Annotated in this window: 16 protein-coding genes; 4 read left to right on the forward strand and 12 right to left on the reverse strand. The window is 67.5% G+C overall.

Annotated features, from left to right (window positions below):
* Positions 1-12 precede the first annotated feature (12 nt).
* From C265_RS15240 to C265_RS15275, 9 genes are read right to left on the reverse strand one after another with little or no spacing between them, the layout of a single operon-like run.
* Entirely contained in the window at positions 13-861 is an 849-nt protein-coding gene (locus tag C265_RS15240; RefSeq protein ID WP_010809196.1) for a type II secretion system F family protein, read from the reverse strand.
* A gap of 9 nt (positions 862-870) precedes the next feature.
* Entirely contained in the window at positions 871-2730 is a 1860-nt protein-coding gene (locus C265_RS15245; protein WP_010809197.1) for an ATPase, T2SS/T4P/T4SS family, read from the reverse strand.
* Between the two features lie 7 nt (positions 2731-2737).
* Positions 2738-4279, reverse strand: coding sequence for a type II and III secretion system protein family protein (locus C265_RS15250; RefSeq protein WP_010809198.1), 1542 nt, complete (start codon positions 4277-4279; stop codon positions 2738-2740).
* Positions 4280-4334: 55 nt separating this feature from the next.
* Positions 4335-5366 (reverse strand): Flp pilus assembly protein CpaB, encoded by a 1032-nt coding sequence (gene cpaB, locus C265_RS15255; protein WP_010809199.1) that lies wholly within the window; start codon positions 5364-5366, stop codon positions 4335-4337.
* Between the two features lie 42 nt (positions 5367-5408).
* Positions 5409-5582, reverse strand: a complete 174-nt coding sequence (locus tag C265_RS32530; protein WP_010809200.1) for a hypothetical protein — start codon at positions 5580-5582, stop codon at positions 5409-5411.
* Positions 5583-5586: 4 nt separating this feature from the next.
* Positions 5587-6312 (reverse strand): hypothetical protein, encoded by a 726-nt coding sequence (locus C265_RS15260; RefSeq protein WP_011614822.1) that lies wholly within the window; start codon positions 6310-6312, stop codon positions 5587-5589.
* A 1-nt stretch (position 6313) separates the two neighbouring features.
* Entirely contained in the window at positions 6314-7075 is a 762-nt protein-coding gene (locus C265_RS15265) for a hypothetical protein (protein WP_010809202.1), read from the reverse strand.
* Between the two features lie 58 nt (positions 7076-7133).
* Positions 7134-8663, reverse strand: a complete 1530-nt coding sequence (locus C265_RS15270) for a pilus assembly protein TadG-related protein (protein ID WP_010809203.1) — start codon at positions 8661-8663, stop codon at positions 7134-7136.
* Between the two features lie 52 nt (positions 8664-8715).
* On the reverse strand, positions 8716-9009 hold the full coding sequence (locus C265_RS15275; protein WP_010809204.1) for a Flp family type IVb pilin: 294 nt from the start codon (positions 9007-9009) through the stop codon (positions 8716-8718).
* 431 nt (positions 9010-9440) lie between these two features.
* On the opposite strand from C265_RS15275, the gene C265_RS31425 reads away from it, so the two are divergent.
* Both C265_RS31425 and C265_RS15280 read left to right on the forward strand, forming a co-directional pair.
* A complete protein-coding gene (locus C265_RS31425) occupies positions 9441-9737 on the forward strand; it encodes a helix-turn-helix transcriptional regulator (RefSeq protein ID WP_010809205.1) in 297 nt (98 codons plus the stop codon).
* Between the two features lie 514 nt (positions 9738-10251).
* Positions 10252-11094, forward strand: a complete 843-nt coding sequence (locus tag C265_RS15280) for an SAM-dependent methyltransferase (protein ID WP_010809206.1) — start codon at positions 10252-10254, stop codon at positions 11092-11094.
* On the opposite strand, the gene C265_RS15285 is transcribed toward C265_RS15280, so the two are convergent.
* A complete protein-coding gene (locus C265_RS15285; RefSeq protein ID WP_037024394.1) occupies positions 11095-11676 on the reverse strand; it encodes a DUF1415 domain-containing protein in 582 nt (193 codons plus the stop codon).
* Positions 11677-11766: 90 nt separating this feature from the next.
* Here C265_RS15285 and C265_RS15290 point away from each other — a divergent pair, with 90 nt between their 5' ends.
* Positions 11767-13032 carry a TIGR03862 family flavoprotein gene (locus C265_RS15290; protein WP_010809208.1) on the forward strand — a complete coding sequence of 422 codons (1266 nt, stop codon included), beginning with the start codon at positions 11767-11769 and terminating at the stop codon, positions 13030-13032.
* Here C265_RS15290 and C265_RS15295 read toward each other — a convergent pair.
* Positions 13029-14654 (reverse strand): NAD(P)/FAD-dependent oxidoreductase, encoded by a 1626-nt coding sequence (locus C265_RS15295; RefSeq protein ID WP_010809209.1) that lies wholly within the window; start codon positions 14652-14654, stop codon positions 13029-13031. The genes C265_RS15290 and C265_RS15295 overlap by 4 nt on opposite strands.
* Positions 14655-14721: 67 nt before the next feature.
* Positions 14722-15093 (reverse strand): hypothetical protein, encoded by a 372-nt coding sequence (locus C265_RS15300; RefSeq protein ID WP_010809210.1) that lies wholly within the window; start codon positions 15091-15093, stop codon positions 14722-14724.
* Between the two features lie 176 nt (positions 15094-15269).
* Here C265_RS15300 and C265_RS15305 point away from each other — a divergent pair, with 176 nt between their 5' ends.
* Positions 15270-16706 carry a PLP-dependent aminotransferase family protein gene (locus C265_RS15305; RefSeq protein WP_010809211.1) on the forward strand — a complete coding sequence of 479 codons (1437 nt, stop codon included), beginning with the start codon at positions 15270-15272 and terminating at the stop codon, positions 16704-16706.
* Positions 16707-16844: the final 138 nt, after the last annotated feature.

Below are 16844 nucleotides of genomic sequence, written 5' to 3' on the forward strand. Positions count from 1 at the left end.
GGTCGGCCCCGGTCAGACATCGATATGGGTGATCTTGCTGATCGCCTTGTAGCCAAGCAGCTCCATCACCGCGATCACGGACAGCGTGCCCCAGCCGATCGGCGAATTGAACAGCGGTGCCATCGCCACCGGCTCCATTTGGTTCAGCACCACGATCAGGAACAGCGGCAAGCCCGTCATCACCAGGCCCTGCATCTTGCCCTGCGCGGTCAGCGCGCGGATCTTGCCTTCCATCTGATGCTTCTCGCGCAGCGTGCGCGCCACCGACTCCAGCGTCTCGGCCAGGTTGCCGCCCACCTCGCGCGAGATCGTGATGGCCGCGGTCACCATCAGGAAGTCGGGCACTGGAATGCGTTTTTCCATATTGCGCAGCGCGTCCATCAGGTCCACGCCAAGCCGGACTTCGCGCATCAGCAGGTCGAACTCCTGCGAGATCGGCGGGCGCGACTCGGCCACCACGCTTTCCAGCGCCATCGGGAAGCTGGCGCCGGCGCGCAGCGCGCTCGACATCATCAGCAGCGCGTCGGGCATCTGGTCTTCGATGGCCATCAGGCGCTTGCGCTGCATCTTCTTCACCAGCGCGCGCGGCAGCAGCAGGCTCACCGGAATGCTGAGCATCGCGAAGAACACGTTCTGCGATACCAGCCAGGTCAGCAGCGGCAGCGCGAACACCGCCACCACCGAGATGCCGGCCACCTGCCGCATATTGATGAAGATAAAGAGATCGGCCAGCGAGGCCTCGACCTCGGTCGCCAGCGTCTGCGTATGCCGCACGAACCAGCGCTTGCCCTGCGACAGCACTGCCCACGCAATCAGCACGGTCATCAGGAAGGCGCCGCACAGCACCAGGGCAAGGTTCATATTGCCTCCTTACTCGTCGCGGGCGGTGAAGATGCCCGTATTGACCTGGATGCCGCGCCGGATCAGGTCCTGGTAGAAATCCGGGATATACGAGGTCGCGACATAGCGCCCCTTGACCTTGCCGTCGGCACCGTAGCCTTCCTCGCGGAACATGAACACGTCCTGCAGCTGCACCACGCCCGTTTCCATGCCGCTGACCTCGGTGATATGCGTCACGCGCCGCGAACCGCAGGAGAAGCGCGTCTGCTGCACGATCACGTCGACCGCCGAGCAGACCTGTTCGCGAATGGCCTGCACCGGCAGGTCCAGCCCCGCCATCAGCGTCATCACCTCAAGACGCGACAGGCAGTCCCGCGGCGAGTTGGCGTGGGCCGTGGTCAGCGAGCCGTCATGGCCGGTATTCATGGCCTGCAGCATGTCCAGCGCTTCCCCGCCCCGGCATTCGCCGACGACGATGCGGTCCGGGCGCATGCGCAGGCAGTTCTTGACCAGGTCGCGGATCGTCACCGCGCCCTTGCCTTCCATATTGGGCGGCCGCGCCTCCAGCGACACCAGGTTGGGCTGCGACAGCTGCAGCTCGGCCGCATCCTCGACCGTGACGATGCGTTCGTCATCCGGGATGAAGCTGGACAGCACGTTCAGCAGCGTGGTCTTGCCTGAGCCCGTGCCGCCGGAGATCACGATATTGGCGCGCCGCTCCACGGCGGTGCGCAGGAACTCCAGCATCTCGGGCGACAGCGAGCCGAAGCCGACCAGGTCTTCGCCCCTGAGCTTCTTGCGCGAGAACTTCCGGATGGTGATGTTCGGCCCCTTGAGGGCGAGCGGCGGGATCACCGCGTTCACGCGCGAGCCATCGGGCAGGCGCGCATCGACCATCGGCGAGCTTTCATCGATGCGCCGTCCCAGCGGCGCGACGATGCGCTCGATGGCGCCCAACACGGCGCGGTCGTCGGTAAAGATCACCGGCGAACGCGTCAGCCTGCCGGCGCGCTCGACAAAGATCTCGTCATGGCAGTTGACCATGATTTCCGAGACCGCGTCATCGTCCAGCAGCTCTTCGAGCGGACCCAGCCCGATCACTTCGTCAAAGACGCTCTGCTTGAGCGCGTCCAGCGGGATCTCCTGGCTGCGGAACACGCTCTCCTTGAGGATGTCGTCGAGCAGCGAGCCGACCAGTTCGCATAGCTCGTCCTCGGCCATGCGCGCGACGTTGACGCGGCGCAGGTCGAGCGCAGCGATCAGGCGCTGGTGCGCCTGCTTGCGCAGTTCCACGCCGCGCGGCGAGTTGATGGGTGCGCGCAAGGCCTCGTCGAGCGGCGCCACCGGCGCAGGTTTGGCGGCCACCGGCGCTGGCTTCGGCGCAGGTGCCGGCGGCCTGGGTGCGGGCACCGCTTCGCGCGGCACCGGCACGCTTGCCTGGGGAGATGGCGACAGGGTCACCGCCTCCCGCGGCGGCGACGGAGGCGGCACAGGCATGGGCACCGGCACCACCGGTTGAGGCGCCGCGGCATCCTGTGGTGGTTGGGCGTGGTGCTGCTGCGGCGATGGCTGCGCCGCCACGCCCGCTCCCGCTCGCCCCGGCTCGGCCACGACGGACAGCACGAAGCCGCCGATCTCGATCTGGTCGGCCGCCGCCAGCGGGCCATAGCGCGTGACCGGGTCGCCATTGATCAGCGTCGAGGCAATGCCGCCCTGATCCTCGATATACCAGCCGCCGTTGTGTCCTTCGATGCGGGCGTGGACCTTGCCGATCAGCAGGCCCTTGAGGACGATGTCGCAGCCGGGATCCTTGCCGATGGTACAGCCCGGCCCCTTCACATGGATCACCTCGGCGCTGCCATTGCGCTGCTGCAGGCGGATATTGAGCATGGCCGGATCAGCCTCCGTTCATCGGATCGACGCCGGGCGGGGGCAGCGGCGGCCGCTTCTGCTCCATCACTTCCTGCTCACGCACGGCATTCGCAGCGGGCAGCGGGCTTGGCTCGCCGAAGCGGTGGCGGTAGTTGGCATCGACATCCGCGCCACGCTGCAGCAGCGCGGCGTTCTCCGGGCTGGCCGGGTCATAGACGACCGGGGTGACAAAGATCACCAGGTCGCTCTTGTTGTTGCGGAATTCGTCGGAACGGAACAATCGCCCGAGGATAGGGATGCTGCCCAGCAGCGGCACCTTGTCGACGGCCTTGGATGCGTCGGCATTGACCAGCCCCGAGATCGCCAGCGTTTCGCCCGCGCGGATCGAGGTCTCGGAGGTGGTGCGGCGCGTCAGGAAGGCCGGGAAGCCGCCGAACGATACCGACGGGTCGATCTGGCTGATCTCGGTTTCCAGCGTGGTCGAGATGACATTGTCGACATTCACCGCCGGGCGGATGTTGAGCTTGATGCCGTACGGCTTGTAGTCGACGTCGGTGGTGCCGAACGCGCCGGCCTTGGGAATCGGCACTTCGCCGCCGGCCAGGAAGGTGGCCAGCCCGCCGCTCTTGCTGTTGAGCTCCGGCGCGGCGAGCACGTAGGCATCGCCATCGGAAATGGCCAGGTTGATGCGCGAGAAGATGGTCGTGGCAATGCCGAGATAGAAGCCGCTGGCGGCGCCGGCCACCTGGCTCGGGGTATCGGTGAAGGTGGCCGCATCGGTGGACGGCAGCGTGCGATAGCGCCCGGTGTGCACCGGATTGCCCGCGAACGCGATCTGCGGGCCGTTGAAGCTCTGCTGCCAGGCAATGCCAAGCTTCTCCATGCCGCGCCGGGTGATCTCCATGATGTGCACCTTGAAGTGCACGGTCTTCTTCAGCGCATCGCCCTCGTCGGCGCGCACCAGGTTGACCACGCTGTCCAGGCCCGAGGTGGCGGTCTTGATCAGCGGCACCATCTGCGGATCGACGATGCCCGACAGCACCACGCTGGGACCGACCACCTCGATCTTCAGGCCGCGCACGCTGCCCAGCGACGCCCGCAGGCGCTGGGCCACGTCGGCGGTATCGGCCGGCGCCACGCGCAGCTTGCCCTGCAGCGCCACGCCGCGCTCGTTCCAGACGATCAGGCTGGTGGTGCCGATCTCCTCGGCCAGCAGCAGCAGGCGGCCGTCGACCACGGTGCTGCTGACCAGCGCGCCATTGCCGATGGCCACGCGCTTGATGGTGCCCGGCACCTCGAGCGCGCGCACCTCGCCCTTGAACAGCTCGATCGCACCAAAGCGCGCCGGCAGCTCGTACGACGGCGGCTGCGCGCCTGTGCGGGCCGCGGTGGTCACGGGCTCGGCGGCCCAGGCTCCCGAGGCCAACGCTGCTGCCGCCAGTGCTGCCATACCCCCGCGCACCGCATGGCGCGCCCCCTTACCCGTTTTCCCGTCCGGTGCTCCGTGTACCGTGACCGCCTGCAGGCGCCCGGCGATGCCGCCGCGCTGCGCGAAAGACCCATCCATTGCGTGTTCCGTCAGTTGGTGTTCTGGATAATCCGATGTCGTGCGGCCGCCGCGCTCAACGCGAGGCCGGCCGGCCCGCCATGGCGTTGGCGGCGTTGGCAACGGCGCCCTGCTGGGCCTGGGCGATGCCGCCCGCGGAACCGCCCATGGACCCGCCATTGGCCAGCGCCGAAGAAATGGCGTTGCCGATGTCCTGCGCGGTAGGCAGCTTGGAGATCATGTTGGCGCCCGCGGAACGGCCACCGACGATGTATTCGATGGCCGCTTCGTCGCCACCGGCGAAGAGCGCGTGCTCGCTGACCGCGATCTGCGGGGTCGCGGTCTTGTCGGCCGCATTGCGCAGCACCGCGCGCAGGCTGCCGACCTTCTGCGCCAGCGCCAGCCGCGCCGCCTGTTCGGGCGACACCATCAGCGTGAGGCTGTCGTAATCCGGGTTGGTGTCCACGCCCTCCGCGCCTTCCGCGGCCTGCGCCGCCATGGCTTCGCCATAGTCGCGCGGGCGCACGTCCTGGCCGGTGGCCAGCACCAGCATGTCCGACATCAGCAGCCGCGCGGTCTGCTTGTCGGTGCCTGCCGCAGTGGGCGAGGTGGAGCTGATCAGGAACAGGTCGACATGGTTGCCAGGCTTGAGCATCTTGGCCGTCGAGTTGACCATGTCGACCTCGATGGTGAAGGCGCGCTTGCCGGGCTTGAGCAGGTCGGAGAAATCGCGCGACTGCAGCGCTTCAACGTCGGCACGCCGCACCGGCTGGCCCTGCCGCACCTGGCGCACCAGGCGCAGGTTCGCCACCTTGTCGAAGCTGCTCGCCAGGATCATGTCTTCGTAGACCAGGTCGGCCGGAATCTCCCGTGCCGCGAAGCCATTGCCGTCGATCACCGTGCCCGGCGCGGCGTTGCGCACCGGCACCACGACAGCCACGCGGCGGCCCTCGTTCAGCTGCGCGGCCAGCTGCTCTTTCAGTGCCGCTTCGCGCCCGCTCAGGAAGCGGTAGATCCACAGTGTCAGCAGGCCGGCGACCAGCACGGCGATGACGAGGACGACCCAGGGATTCCCGATGATTGAATGAATCTTGATTTTCTTCAGCATGAATGTGCTTGCAGTAGCCAGACGCCGCCCGCTGGCGGTGCGTCAGGGAAGTGACAGGGAAAAGCTGTATGCCTGAAAGAAGGACCTGAACGCCGCGGCCAGCATGCTGATGACCGAGTTGTCGCCGCCGGCGACCAGCACGGCAACGACCAGCAGCGTGATGACGATGTATTCGAACGCGGCCTGCCCGCGCTGGCGCCTGCTACGGATTGCCATCGCGCTACTCCGGCCGCGCCACGGTGATCACCGCGTCGGTCTGGCCGGCGCGGTCGACAAAGGTGGCATCCATGCGTTCCTGCTGCCGCTGCATGGCCAGCGTGAGGCCCTCGATGCGGCCCGAACCGTCGGCCACGGGCGCGGGCATCTGCACCACCGAACTCCAGCCCTGCGCCGCCAGCCGCTCGGCGGCGCGCTGCCGCGCCGCCTGCGCGTTGCCGGGCAGCCGGACCACCAGGGTGCGCCCGCGCTGGCCGCGGTCCGTGCTCTGGACATCCGACAGGACCTTGGCGCCGGGCGGCAGGCCCAGGTCGCCCAGCCCGGTGCCGGACGCCACCGGCGCCAGCTTGCTGACCGAGAAGATGCCCGCCACATGCCCGCCCGGCGCGGGCCTGGGCTCCAGCGACAGCACATAGTGGCAAAGCCCGTCGATCGCGCTCAGCACGTACTGGCCGCCGGCCCGCTGCCCGCGCGCCGGCACGCCTTCGCGCGTCCAGTACTGGCGCCACGCGTCCGAGACCGCTTCGGCGGTGCCGGCGAACTCCATCGTCAGCACCCGCGTGGGCAGGCCGTTGACCACCATGTCGGTGCCGACCGCATGCGCCCTGGCAGGCGCAACCGGCTGCCGCGTGCAGTCCGTCGCGGTCGCTGCCGCCGCGGACCAGGCGAGCGCGGCCGGCAGCAGCGCGGCCAGGCAGCGCATCAGCACGCCATGCATGCAGGCTTTCATCTCAGCGGCTCCCCAGGCGGTCGGCGGGGACCACGTCGGGCTGGATGCGGCCCAGGTCCAGTTTCAGGATTTCCGGCCCGAAGGCGGCCAGCCCGACGGTCAGCGCGGTGTCGATCACGCCGCCCTTGCTGGTGGGCACCGCTTCCTTGATCACGGCGAGCGTGCCGTTGCGCCCCTCGGGCGTCCAGGCGTTGGTCAGCAGCACGGTGTGGTCCTGCATGCCGAAGCCGGTCCAGCCCGGCCACAGCGCGCGCAGGGCCGCGTTGTCGCCGGCGACGGACAACCCCACCTCGGCCCGGTAGAGGTTGCGCGTGGCCAGGTCGAAGCCGGCACTGACCGCGTTGGCCGCACCCATGGCAGCCGTGATCGGCTTGAGCGTGGCTGCCGGGGTTTCGTCGACGCCGCTGCCCAGGGTCACGTCGGCATAGTTGCGCAGCATGTCGACGCCGGCATGGTCCTTCCACATCGGCGCCATGCCGCCGGGCAGGCGGCGCGCGGTGCGGTCGCTCGACGCCAGCGCGGCCTGGTCGTGCCCCAGCACGCGCTGCACGAATTCGCTGCGGATCTCTTCGTCGCCCTTGCTGGCGAAGCTGCCGTGCGACGCGCGCCAGCCCGGGTCGACGGTCCAGACCGTGCGCTCCCAGCCGGCATAGCGCGAGGCCATCAGCGCCTTGTTGCGCACGTCGCTGAACTTGCCCAGCATCGCCATGCCGAGAAACAGCACGCCGAGCACCGTCATCGCGGCGATCACGAATTCGATCATTGCCTGTCCGGCTGCCCGGTTCGGCCTGGCTGGCCTGCGCATGCGCATGTCCGCTCCCTCAGTTGCCCTGTGCCGCGATCGCGGCAACGCGTTCGAGATCGCTGGTCTGCGTCAGCGATGCCTGCCAGTACGGATTGAAGAGGCTCGGGTATTCGATGCGCGAATCGGCGCGCCGCCACCCCGCCGCGCTGCGCAGCGCACCCGCCATGCCGCCGCTGTCGGTCGGGCGGATAAAGTACGCGCTGCCGCTGGCCAGCGCGCGCATCATGCCGCCGGCCATGCGCCCGTCCAGCGTCAGGCGATCTCCGCCCGGCAGCACGCGCGAACTGGTGACGACTGAAGTGTCCTGGCGCTGCGCCTCGATCGTGATCGAGGGCGCGCGGTTGAAATCGTCCACGGGCCCGGTGCCAGGCTTGGGCTGGTTGCTCAGGTCGGCGTACTCCTGCAGCCCCGCGGGCTTGTTGTGCAGGGTCTTGCCCGGGCCCGACGAGTACTGCATCTGCGCGGCGATCAGCGTCAGCGGGTTCAGCAGCGAACCGCCGAAGTTGCTGTAGCCGCCATAGCCGGAGCGGCCCGAATAGCGCCCGCCCGGGCCATTGGCCGCGCCGCCGCGCCCGACACTGGACACCGTGGGAATCGCAAACCCGACCGGGCCGGCCGGCGTGGCCCAGACACAGGCAAGCGTGCCGTTGGCCTGCGAGGCATCGAGTGCTTCCCAGCCCTTCTTGTCGCGGCGCAGATGCGTGCCGCCGTCATGCGTGACGACGGTCACCATGATGGCCACCACCGCGCCCTTGCAGCCCTTGTAGGCAGTGGGGACCGCCGTCGGCGAGCGCGGCGAGCCGCGGTCCTTCAAAAAGCCGTCGAGCGTGGTGCCGTCGGTGGTGACGTCGGCAAAGCGGTCCTTGCCGGTGGCCGAACCCTGCTTGGGATTCTGCGGATCAGTCACGGTGGTGAACTTGGTCCAGCGGGCCAGCTGAACGCCATAGCGCGGGCCAAGGAAGTAGCCGGAACTGACCGTCGAATCCGGCTGGTTGCGCTTGGCGACTTCGTCGGTCACCAGCGGTACCGCGGCGATGGTGCCCGCGTGGTAGGCGCGCTGCGCCATGCTGAGCGCGGCGATGATGTCATCAAGCCCGGTCACCAGCGGCGGCAGCAGCGTGTTCAGGGCGGATCGCACCGGCGTGATCGCGGCCTTGCCCAGTTGCTTGGGCGTGGTCCACAGCAACTGCCCGTCGGAGAAGATCTTGACCAGCGTGTCGATCCAGGTGTTTTCCGTGTAGGTGCCCTTCAGCTCGTCGATCCACGACTTAAGGCTCACGGCCTGGGCCACGGCCACCTGGTTGGCCACCATCGCGCGGTTCGCGTAGGCGGCAAAGTTGTAGTCGCGCGCCTGCAGCACCGCGGCGCTATAGGCCGCTGCGTCCGCCGTGTTCTGCAGCTTGGTCTTGGCGCTGGTCAGCTGGCTCGCGTTGAAGGCGAGATACAGGGCCAGCCCGCCGATGGCGAGGAACACCAGCGCGAAGGCGAGTGCCTGACCGCGCTGGCCGGGACGGCTGCGTCGATGCGCAAGACCTGTTTTGCCCATGTTCCGGGATCGCGAGTGCTGGAGCGCAGCGAGCAACTGGCGGCGATGCCGCTTAGTTGTTCTTGCCCGTGTCGTTGCCGACGTTGTAGTTGTTCAGCCCCTTGCCCTGGTTGGCCTTGGAGCTGGCATCGTCCGCGGCGCTGCCGGCTTGCTTGATGGCCTGCTTGGATGCCGAGTTCTTGCCGGCCATTTCCTGGGCGAGGCCCGCGGTCTGGTTGCGGATGGTCTGGCCGAACATGGCATAGACGCCGATCGCGGACACGGCGATCAGTGCCACGATGATGATGTATTCGGTCATGCCCTGACCTTGCTGACGCGCCTTGCGGCGCAGATTTGCGAATGTCATAACGACTCCTTCCATGGGAATGCACAGAAACGGTTGCGCCATATGAAAGGCGCCTCATATGGAAGCCATATGTAAAGGAAAACACTGATGCGAACGGTTATCCGGCAGCAGCGGCGTGCATGCTATCAAAAGGTTCCTTGGGGCCGAAGAGGAATAATTTCAATATTTTTAATAGCGTTGAAACAACCCTACCAGGGACTCCCCCGAATGTAACAAAAAGTAATCCTTCACAATGGGCGGAGGTTATACGAACTATTCTCGGAACCGGCACATTGCCAGCAATGGGGTGCTGTTGAGCGTTGATTTACGGATGACAAGCCGCGCCACGGGCGGCAGGCCGCATGCGGCCTGCCTGCTGGACTTCAAGGCGAACCGGGGCAGTCATACCGCCCCTGCCAGCTGCCCGCGGCATAAAATAAAGAAGCAAAAAAATGGCAGAACTGGATATAAAGAATGCAGTGGAAATACTGGGGGCGTTAGCACAGGAAAATCGGCTCAGGATATTTTTACTGCTCGCCGATTCCGGACCGGAAGGAATACCGGCAGGTATTATCTCCGCATCTTCCGATTTAACTCCCTCTTCCGTAACATTCCATTTGAAGGAATTGGTCAGGACGGGGTTGGTTAAAAGCCGTCAGCAAGGGCGGTTCATGATTTACTCCGCCACCACCGACGGCATTTCCTCAGTCCTCGCATTTCTTGGCGGGAAATGCGCTTCCCTGCAGTAGAGGGCACTGTTCCGGCGGCGCGCCGCGCCGCCGGACGTCCCGCCGCGCGGGCCTGCGCCGCCAGCCCGGCACCTCATCCCGACAATCCCGTCTGCCAAATTTGCGTATTTCGAATTCATGACACAAATCGTGTCAATTATGTTGTTTCAGGATCATTGCCGATTTCGGAATTCAGCCTTGATCCAGATGCGACACGCCGCCGCTGGTGGCCAAGGCAGGCGGTTTCTGACCATTTGCCGCGCTTTCGCCGGAGCCGAGCGGCAGACGCCCGGAGAAACGCAGGCATCCCGTGACGGTAACAATGCAGCATTTTTAATACTTTTACCATTTATCCGACAGCAGCTCGCAAGCTCGATCGAGCCCGCCGAGAGTCCGTGCCGGCGATGCGAAAGCGCCAACCACACCGCGCCCCGCACCGGTGAGGCCAGCGTCACTCGGGGACCAAGCGGGACTTTTCGGTAAACTGTCGGCATTCCGGGACGCGCCGCGTCCCGCAGCCTGCGCAGTCCCCCTCATGTCAAATACCCACGAAATCCGCCCCGGCCAGTCCATCGAACTGCTCAAGGAACTCCATATCCTGACGCGCGACGGCAAGATGAATCAGGACAGCCGGCGCAAGCTCAAGCAGGTCTACCACCTGTTCCAGTTCATCGAACCGCTGCTGCAGGAGGTCAAGACCGAGCGCGGCCGCGTCACGCTGGTGGACCACGGCGCCGGCAAGTCGTACCTGGGCTTTATCCTCTACGACCTGTTCTTCAAGGCGCTGCAGGACGACTCACACATCTTCGGCATCGAAACCCGTGAAGAACTGGTGAAGACCTCGCAGGCGCTGGCTGCGCGGCTGGGCTTTGCTGGGATGTCGTTCCTGAACCTGTCGGTGGCGGATTCGATCACCTCGCCGCAGCTGCCGCCCACCGTCGACGTCGTCACCGCGCTGCATGCGTGCAATACCGCGACCGACGACGCGATCCGCTTTGCGCTGGCCAAGCAGGCCCGCCATATCGTGCTGGTGCCGTGCTGCCAGGCCGAGGTGGCCAGCGTGCTGCGCAAGCACAAGGGCAAGCTGCTGGCGGGTAATCCGCTGACGGAAATCTGGCGCCACCCGCTGCACACGCGCGAGTTCGGCAGCCAGGTGACCAATGTGCTGCGCTGCCTGCAGCTGGAGGCGCATGGCTACCAGGTCAGCGTGACCGAGCTGGTGGGCTGGGAACACTCGATGAAGAACGAGCTGATCATCGCGCAGTACAAGGACCTGCCGCGCCGCCGCCCGGCCGAGCGGCTGGAAGAGGTGCTGGAAAGACTGGGGCTGGAAGAGATGCGCGAGCGCTTCTTCACCGCGCCGGTGTCGGCTGCGTAATCAGCCATTGCCGGGCTCGTCCTCGTCCTCGCCCGCCATCCAGCGCTGCCAGCCCTCGTGGCCCAGGCGGCGCATGGTGGCCTGGTTGCGCTCGTAGATATCCGCCGCATCCGGGAACGCCGCCGCCGCGCGGGCGATGGAGTCCTCGCGCAGCAGGTGCAGGATCGGATACGGGGCGCGGTTGGTGTAGTTCTCGATATCGTCCGGCTCGGTCCCGGCAAACTGGTACTGCGGATGGAAGCTGGCGATCTGCAGCGTGCCTTCCAGCCCGAGGCTGCCGAGCAGGCGCTCGGCAAAATACAGCAGGTCGTTGAAGTCGAGAAAATCGGCCACGGCATCCGGCAGGATCAGCAGCGTGGTGTCGATCTGGTCGGGGTCGGCGTCTGCCAGCAGGCGCAGTTCGCGCTCCAGGTCGTCCATCACGTCCGGCGCTTCGGTGACGGTGCTGACCGCGTAGCGCACCTGCTCCTTCACATACACGCTCTTGGCGAACGGGCACAGGTTGAGCCCGATCACGGCGCGCTCCAGCCAGTGGCGGGTGGCGGCGATGACGGTGTCTGCGGAGTGAGTGGCGGAGGTCATGATGGCGATGCGCGGCAAAGCGTCATTCTAGCGCTGCCGCAGGCTCTATAATCCGCGGCGGAAACACCCCGCCCCCTGCCGAGCCTCCTGATGCCCTCTTCCGCCACTTCCTCCCCTTCCCAAGCCAGCGTCGACGTTGCCGTCATCGGCGGCGGTCCGGCCGGCCTGATGGCGGCCGAAGTGCTGGCGGCGCAAGGTGCCAGCGTGGCCGTCTACGACGCGATGCCGTCGGTCGGGCGCAAGTTTTTGATGGCCGGCAAGGGCGGCATGAACCTGACCCACGCGGAGCCGGAGCCGGCCTTCCTCGGCCGCTATGGCGCCCGCACCGCACAGATCGCGCCGATGCTGGCGGGCTTCGGCCCGCAGGCCCTGCGCGACTGGGTGCACGGGCTTGGCATCGAGACCTTCGTCGGCAGTTCCGGCCGCGTCTTTCCGACCGACATGAAGGCCGCGCCGATGCTGCGCGCGTGGCTGCACCGCCTGCGCGAGTCCGGCGTGCAGTTCCATATGCGTCACCGCTGGCTGGGCTGGGACGAGGGCGCGCAGCATGCGCTGCGCTTTGCCACGCCGCACGGTGAAACGGTCGTGCAGGCACGCGCGGTGGTGCTGGCGCTGGGCGGTGCCAGCTGGGCAAGGCTGGGATCGGATGGTGCGTGGGTGCCGCGGCTGACCGAGCGCGGCGTCGGGATTGCGCCGCTGCGGCCTGCCAACTGCGGTTTCGATGTGGCGTGGAGCGAAGCGTTCGCGGCGCGCTTTGCCGGCGAGCCGGTCAAGCCAGTAGCCATCGCCCTGACCGACCGCGACGGGCAAGCGCACTACCGCCAGGGCGAGTTCGTCATCAGCGCGACCGGCATCGAAGGCAGCCTGGTCTACGCGCTGTCCGCGCCGATCCGCGACCGCATCGAGACCGATGGCGGCGCCACCATCCACCTGGACCTGCTGCCGGCGCATAGCGCCGAACATGTCAGCGCGCAGGTAACGCATCCGCGCGGCGCGCGCTCGCTGTCGAGCCACCTGCAAAGCCGGCTCGGCCTCACCGGCGTCAAGGCCGGACTGCTGCGCGAATGCCTGTCGAAGGAAGCGATGCACGATGCCGGCACGCTGGCCGCATCGATCAAGGCGTTGCCGCTGCGGCTGCTGCGCCCGCGGCCCATCGACGAAGTGATCAGCAGCGCCGGTGGCGTGCGCTTCGAGGCGATGGATGAAGGGTTGATGCTGCGCGCGCTGCCGGGCGTGTTCTGCGCCGGCGAGATGCTGGACTGGGAGGCACCCACCGGCGGCTACCTGCTGACGGCGTGCTTTGCCAGCGGGCGCACCGCGGCGCTCGGCGCCGCGGCTTACCTGCAGCAGGCTTAGGCGGCCTTGCCGCCGACGATGCTGAGCGCCACCGCCTCGGCCACTTCGATGCCGTCGATCGCCGCGGAGTAGATGCCGCCGGCATAACCCGCGCCTTCGCCCGCCGGGTACAGGCCCTTCACATTGATGCTCTGGTAGTCATCGTTGTTGCGGCGGATGCGCAGCGGCGACGAGGTGCGCGTCTCCACCCCGGTCAGCACGGCATCATGCAGGGCAAAGCCAGGCAGCTTCTTGTCGATCTCGGGAATGCCCTCGCGGATCGCCGCGATCACGTAGTCAGGCAGCGACGTGCTCAGGTCGGTCGGCGTCACGCCGGGCTTGTACGAGGGCTCGACCGAACCCAGCGACGTCGACGGCCGTCCCGCGATGAAATCGCCCACCAGCTGGCCCGGCGCGCAGTAGTTGCTGCCGCCCAGCTCGAACGCGCGCTCTTCCCACTTGCGCTGGAATTCGATGCCGGCGAGCGGGCCGCCGGGATAGTCCTCGGGCGTGATGCCGACCACGATGCCGGCATTGGCGTTGCGCTCGGCGCGCTTGTACTGGCTCATGCCGTTGGTCACCACTCGGCCCGGCTCTGACGCAGCCGCCACCACCGTGCCGCCCGGGCACATGCAGAAGCTGTACACCGACCGCCCGTTGCTGCAGTGATGCACGACCTTGTAATCGGCCGCGCCCAGCAGCTTGTTGCCGGCGAACTTGCCGAAGCGGCTGCGGTTGATCAGCCCCTGCGGATGCTCGATGCGGAAACCCAGCGAGAACGGCTTGGCCTCCATGAACACGCCGCGCCTGTGCAGCATCTCGAAGGTGTCGCGCGCGCTGTGGCCGACCGCCATGATGACGTGGTCGGCTTCCAGGTATTCGCCGCTGGACAGCTTCAGGCCGCGCACCTGGCCGTTGTCGATGTCGATATCGTCGACGCGCGTCTCGAAGCGGATCTCGCCGCCCAGTTCGATGATCTCGGCGCGCATCTTCTCGACCATGCTGACCAGCCGGAAGGTACCGATGTGCGGGCGCGCCTTGTACAGGATGTCCTCCGGCGCGCCGGCGCGCACGAACTCGTTGAGCACCTTGCGGCCATAGTGCTTGGGGTCCTTGATCTGGCTGTACAGCTTGCCGTCCGAGAACGTGCCCGCGCCGCCTTCCCCGAACTGCACGTTCGATTCCGGATTGAGCACGCTTTTGCGCCACAGGCCGAAGGTGTCCCTGGTGCGCTCGCGCACTTCCTTGCCGCGCTCCAGGATGATCGGGCGGAAGCCCGACTGCGCCAGGATCAGGCCGGCCAGCAGGCCGCACGGGCCCATGCCGATCACCACCGGGCGCGGATGCGAGCTGCCCGCCTGCGCGCGCGCGACGAAGTGGTACGCCATGTCGGGCGTCACGCTCCAGTTCGGCTTGCCGGCCATGCGTTTGATTGCCGCGGCCTCGTCGCCGACCTCGATATCGATGATGTAGGTGAGCTTGATATCCGAGCGCTTGCGCGCATCGTGGGCACGGCGGAACACGGTATAGCCGATCAGGGCGTCTCCCTTGACGCCGATCTGCGCGGCGCTGGTGCGCACGGCGGCGTCCAGGTCGCTTTCGGTATGGTCGAGCGGGAGTTTGACTTCACTTAGACGTAGCATGGGGAACCCGAGAACTGCGGCCGGGGGGTTGGGCACACCAATGTGCCAGGCCGGCCGGAGCGCAATTTTATAGGCTTTCGGGCGCGGAGTCGGGAATCTGGCGGGATTCGGGCTGGCGGGCCGGGCCGGTGCGGCGCCAGGACAACGCCAGCCAGGCTTGCAGCCGGGGCAGCCAGCCCGGCGGGTCAGTGATCGACAATGCGCCGGCGCGGCTTGCCGACAGCGTCAGCCAGCCGCGCGCGGGCACGGTCCACGTATCGCCCGCGCGCAGGCGCCGCCGCGGTACGTAGCAGGTCTCGGCCAGCCATTGGGGCGGCCCGGCCAGCTCCAGTTCACCCGCGCCGGCATGCAGCACGGTGCCCGCCGCCACGCGCAGGCGCAGGCACTGGCCGGCCAGAAGCGGCACCACGGTTGATGTGTCGTTGAGATCGCTTTGCATGGCAGGACTCCGGTAACAGGCACAGGACTCCAGCCTATCGACCTGATCTCAGCCGCGGCAGGCACACCGCGGAACCGCCTGGACCGGAACAGCCATGCGAATTCAGCCCTGTTACGATACAGTTGCCCCGCTTCTGTATCTGTACTGATGCGGCCAACCGCGCCACGATGGCCCCAATGGAATCCGCCCCGCTCTACCGCCAGGTTGCCGGCCACTACCGCCGCGCCATCGAATCCGGAACGCTCGCCGCCGGTGACCGCATGCCGTCGGTGCGCGCGCTGATGGCGCTGCACAGTGTGAGCCTGTCCACCGCGCTGCAGGCATGCAGGCAGCTCGAGAGCGACGGCTTGCTGGAAGCGCGGCCGCGCTCGGGTTATTTCGTCGCGGCACCGCTGCGTTCGCCGCTGGCGGCGCTGGCCGAGCCGGCCGCGGCCTTGCCTGATCCGGCGCAGTATGTCGGCATCCACCAGCGCATTTCCGGCTTGCTGGCGCGTGGCCAGCACCAGCATGTGCATACCAACCTGGGCGGCGCCTATTGCGCGCCGTCACTGTATCCGACCGAGGCGCTGCGCAGCGCCGCGACCCGTGCGCTGCGCCGGCATCCGATGCTGTTCGGCGAAGCGGTCGAGCCCGAGGGCTACCAGCCGCTGCGCTCCGCGCTGGCGCGCCAGGCGTTGCGGGCGCGCGTGCAGCTCGCGCCGGAAGAAATCGTCATCACCAACGGCTGCACCGAGGCGCTCAACCTCGCGCTGCGCGCGGTGGCGGGGCCGGGCGACGTGATCGCGGTGGAATCGCCGACCTACTACGGCCTGCTGCAGATCCTGGAAAGCCTGGGCATGCGCGCGCTGGAGATCCCGTGCAGCCCCCAGACCGGCATCTCGCTGGAGGCGCTGGAGCTGGCCGCGCAGCACTACGACAACATCCGTGCGGTGGCGGTGGTGCCCAACCTGCAGAACCCGCTCGGCTGCATCATGCCGGACGCGCACAAGGCGCGGCTGGTGCAGTGGTGCGAAGCGCGCGGCATCGCGCTGATCGAGGACGACTGCTTCTCGGCCACCGCCGACAGCGATGCGCCGCCGGCCGCGGCCAAGGCCTGGGATGGCAGCGGCAACGTGATCCACTGCGCTTCGCTGCACAAGGTGCTGGCGCCCGGCATGCGCCTGGGCTGGATCGCCGCCGGCAAATGGCAGGCGCGCGTGGAAATGCTCAAGTTCGGCCTGTCGCGGCCCAACGAGATGCTGTCGCAGATGGCGGCCGCCGACTTCCTGGCTTCCGGCGCGCACGACCGCCACCTGCGCCGGCTGCGCACCCGGCTGTGCGCGCAGCGCGAATGGTTCGCGCAGGCCATCGCCGCAAGCTTTCCCGCCGGCACGCGGCTGGGGTCCCCGCGCGGCGGCATGCACCTGTGGGTGGAACTGCCCGCCCAGATATCGTCCGAGGCGGTGTTCGACCAGGCGCTGCAGGCCGGCATCCGCGTGATGCCGGGCGTGATGTTCTCCAACGCCGGCCGCTTCGACCACTGCCTGCGCGTCAACTGCGGCACGCCGCGCTCGGCGCAGATCGAGCGGGCGCTGGGCACGCTGGCCGCCATCGTGCAGCGGCTGGCGGGCTAGCCCTGGCGCCTGCCTGCAATATCCCTCCCCTTTTGCCTGCGCCTCGCCTATGCTAATGCGCTGGTGCGCAGGGGCGGCCCGGCTGGTCTCCGGGGGCGAAGACCGACCACGGGGCGCCGTGCACCACGGGAAAAAGAA

Origin of the sequence: Cupriavidus sp. GA3-3, assembly GCF_000389805.1 — a bacterium.
In the GTDB taxonomy this organism is placed as follows: Bacteria; Pseudomonadota; Gammaproteobacteria; order Burkholderiales; family Burkholderiaceae; genus Cupriavidus; species Cupriavidus necator_D.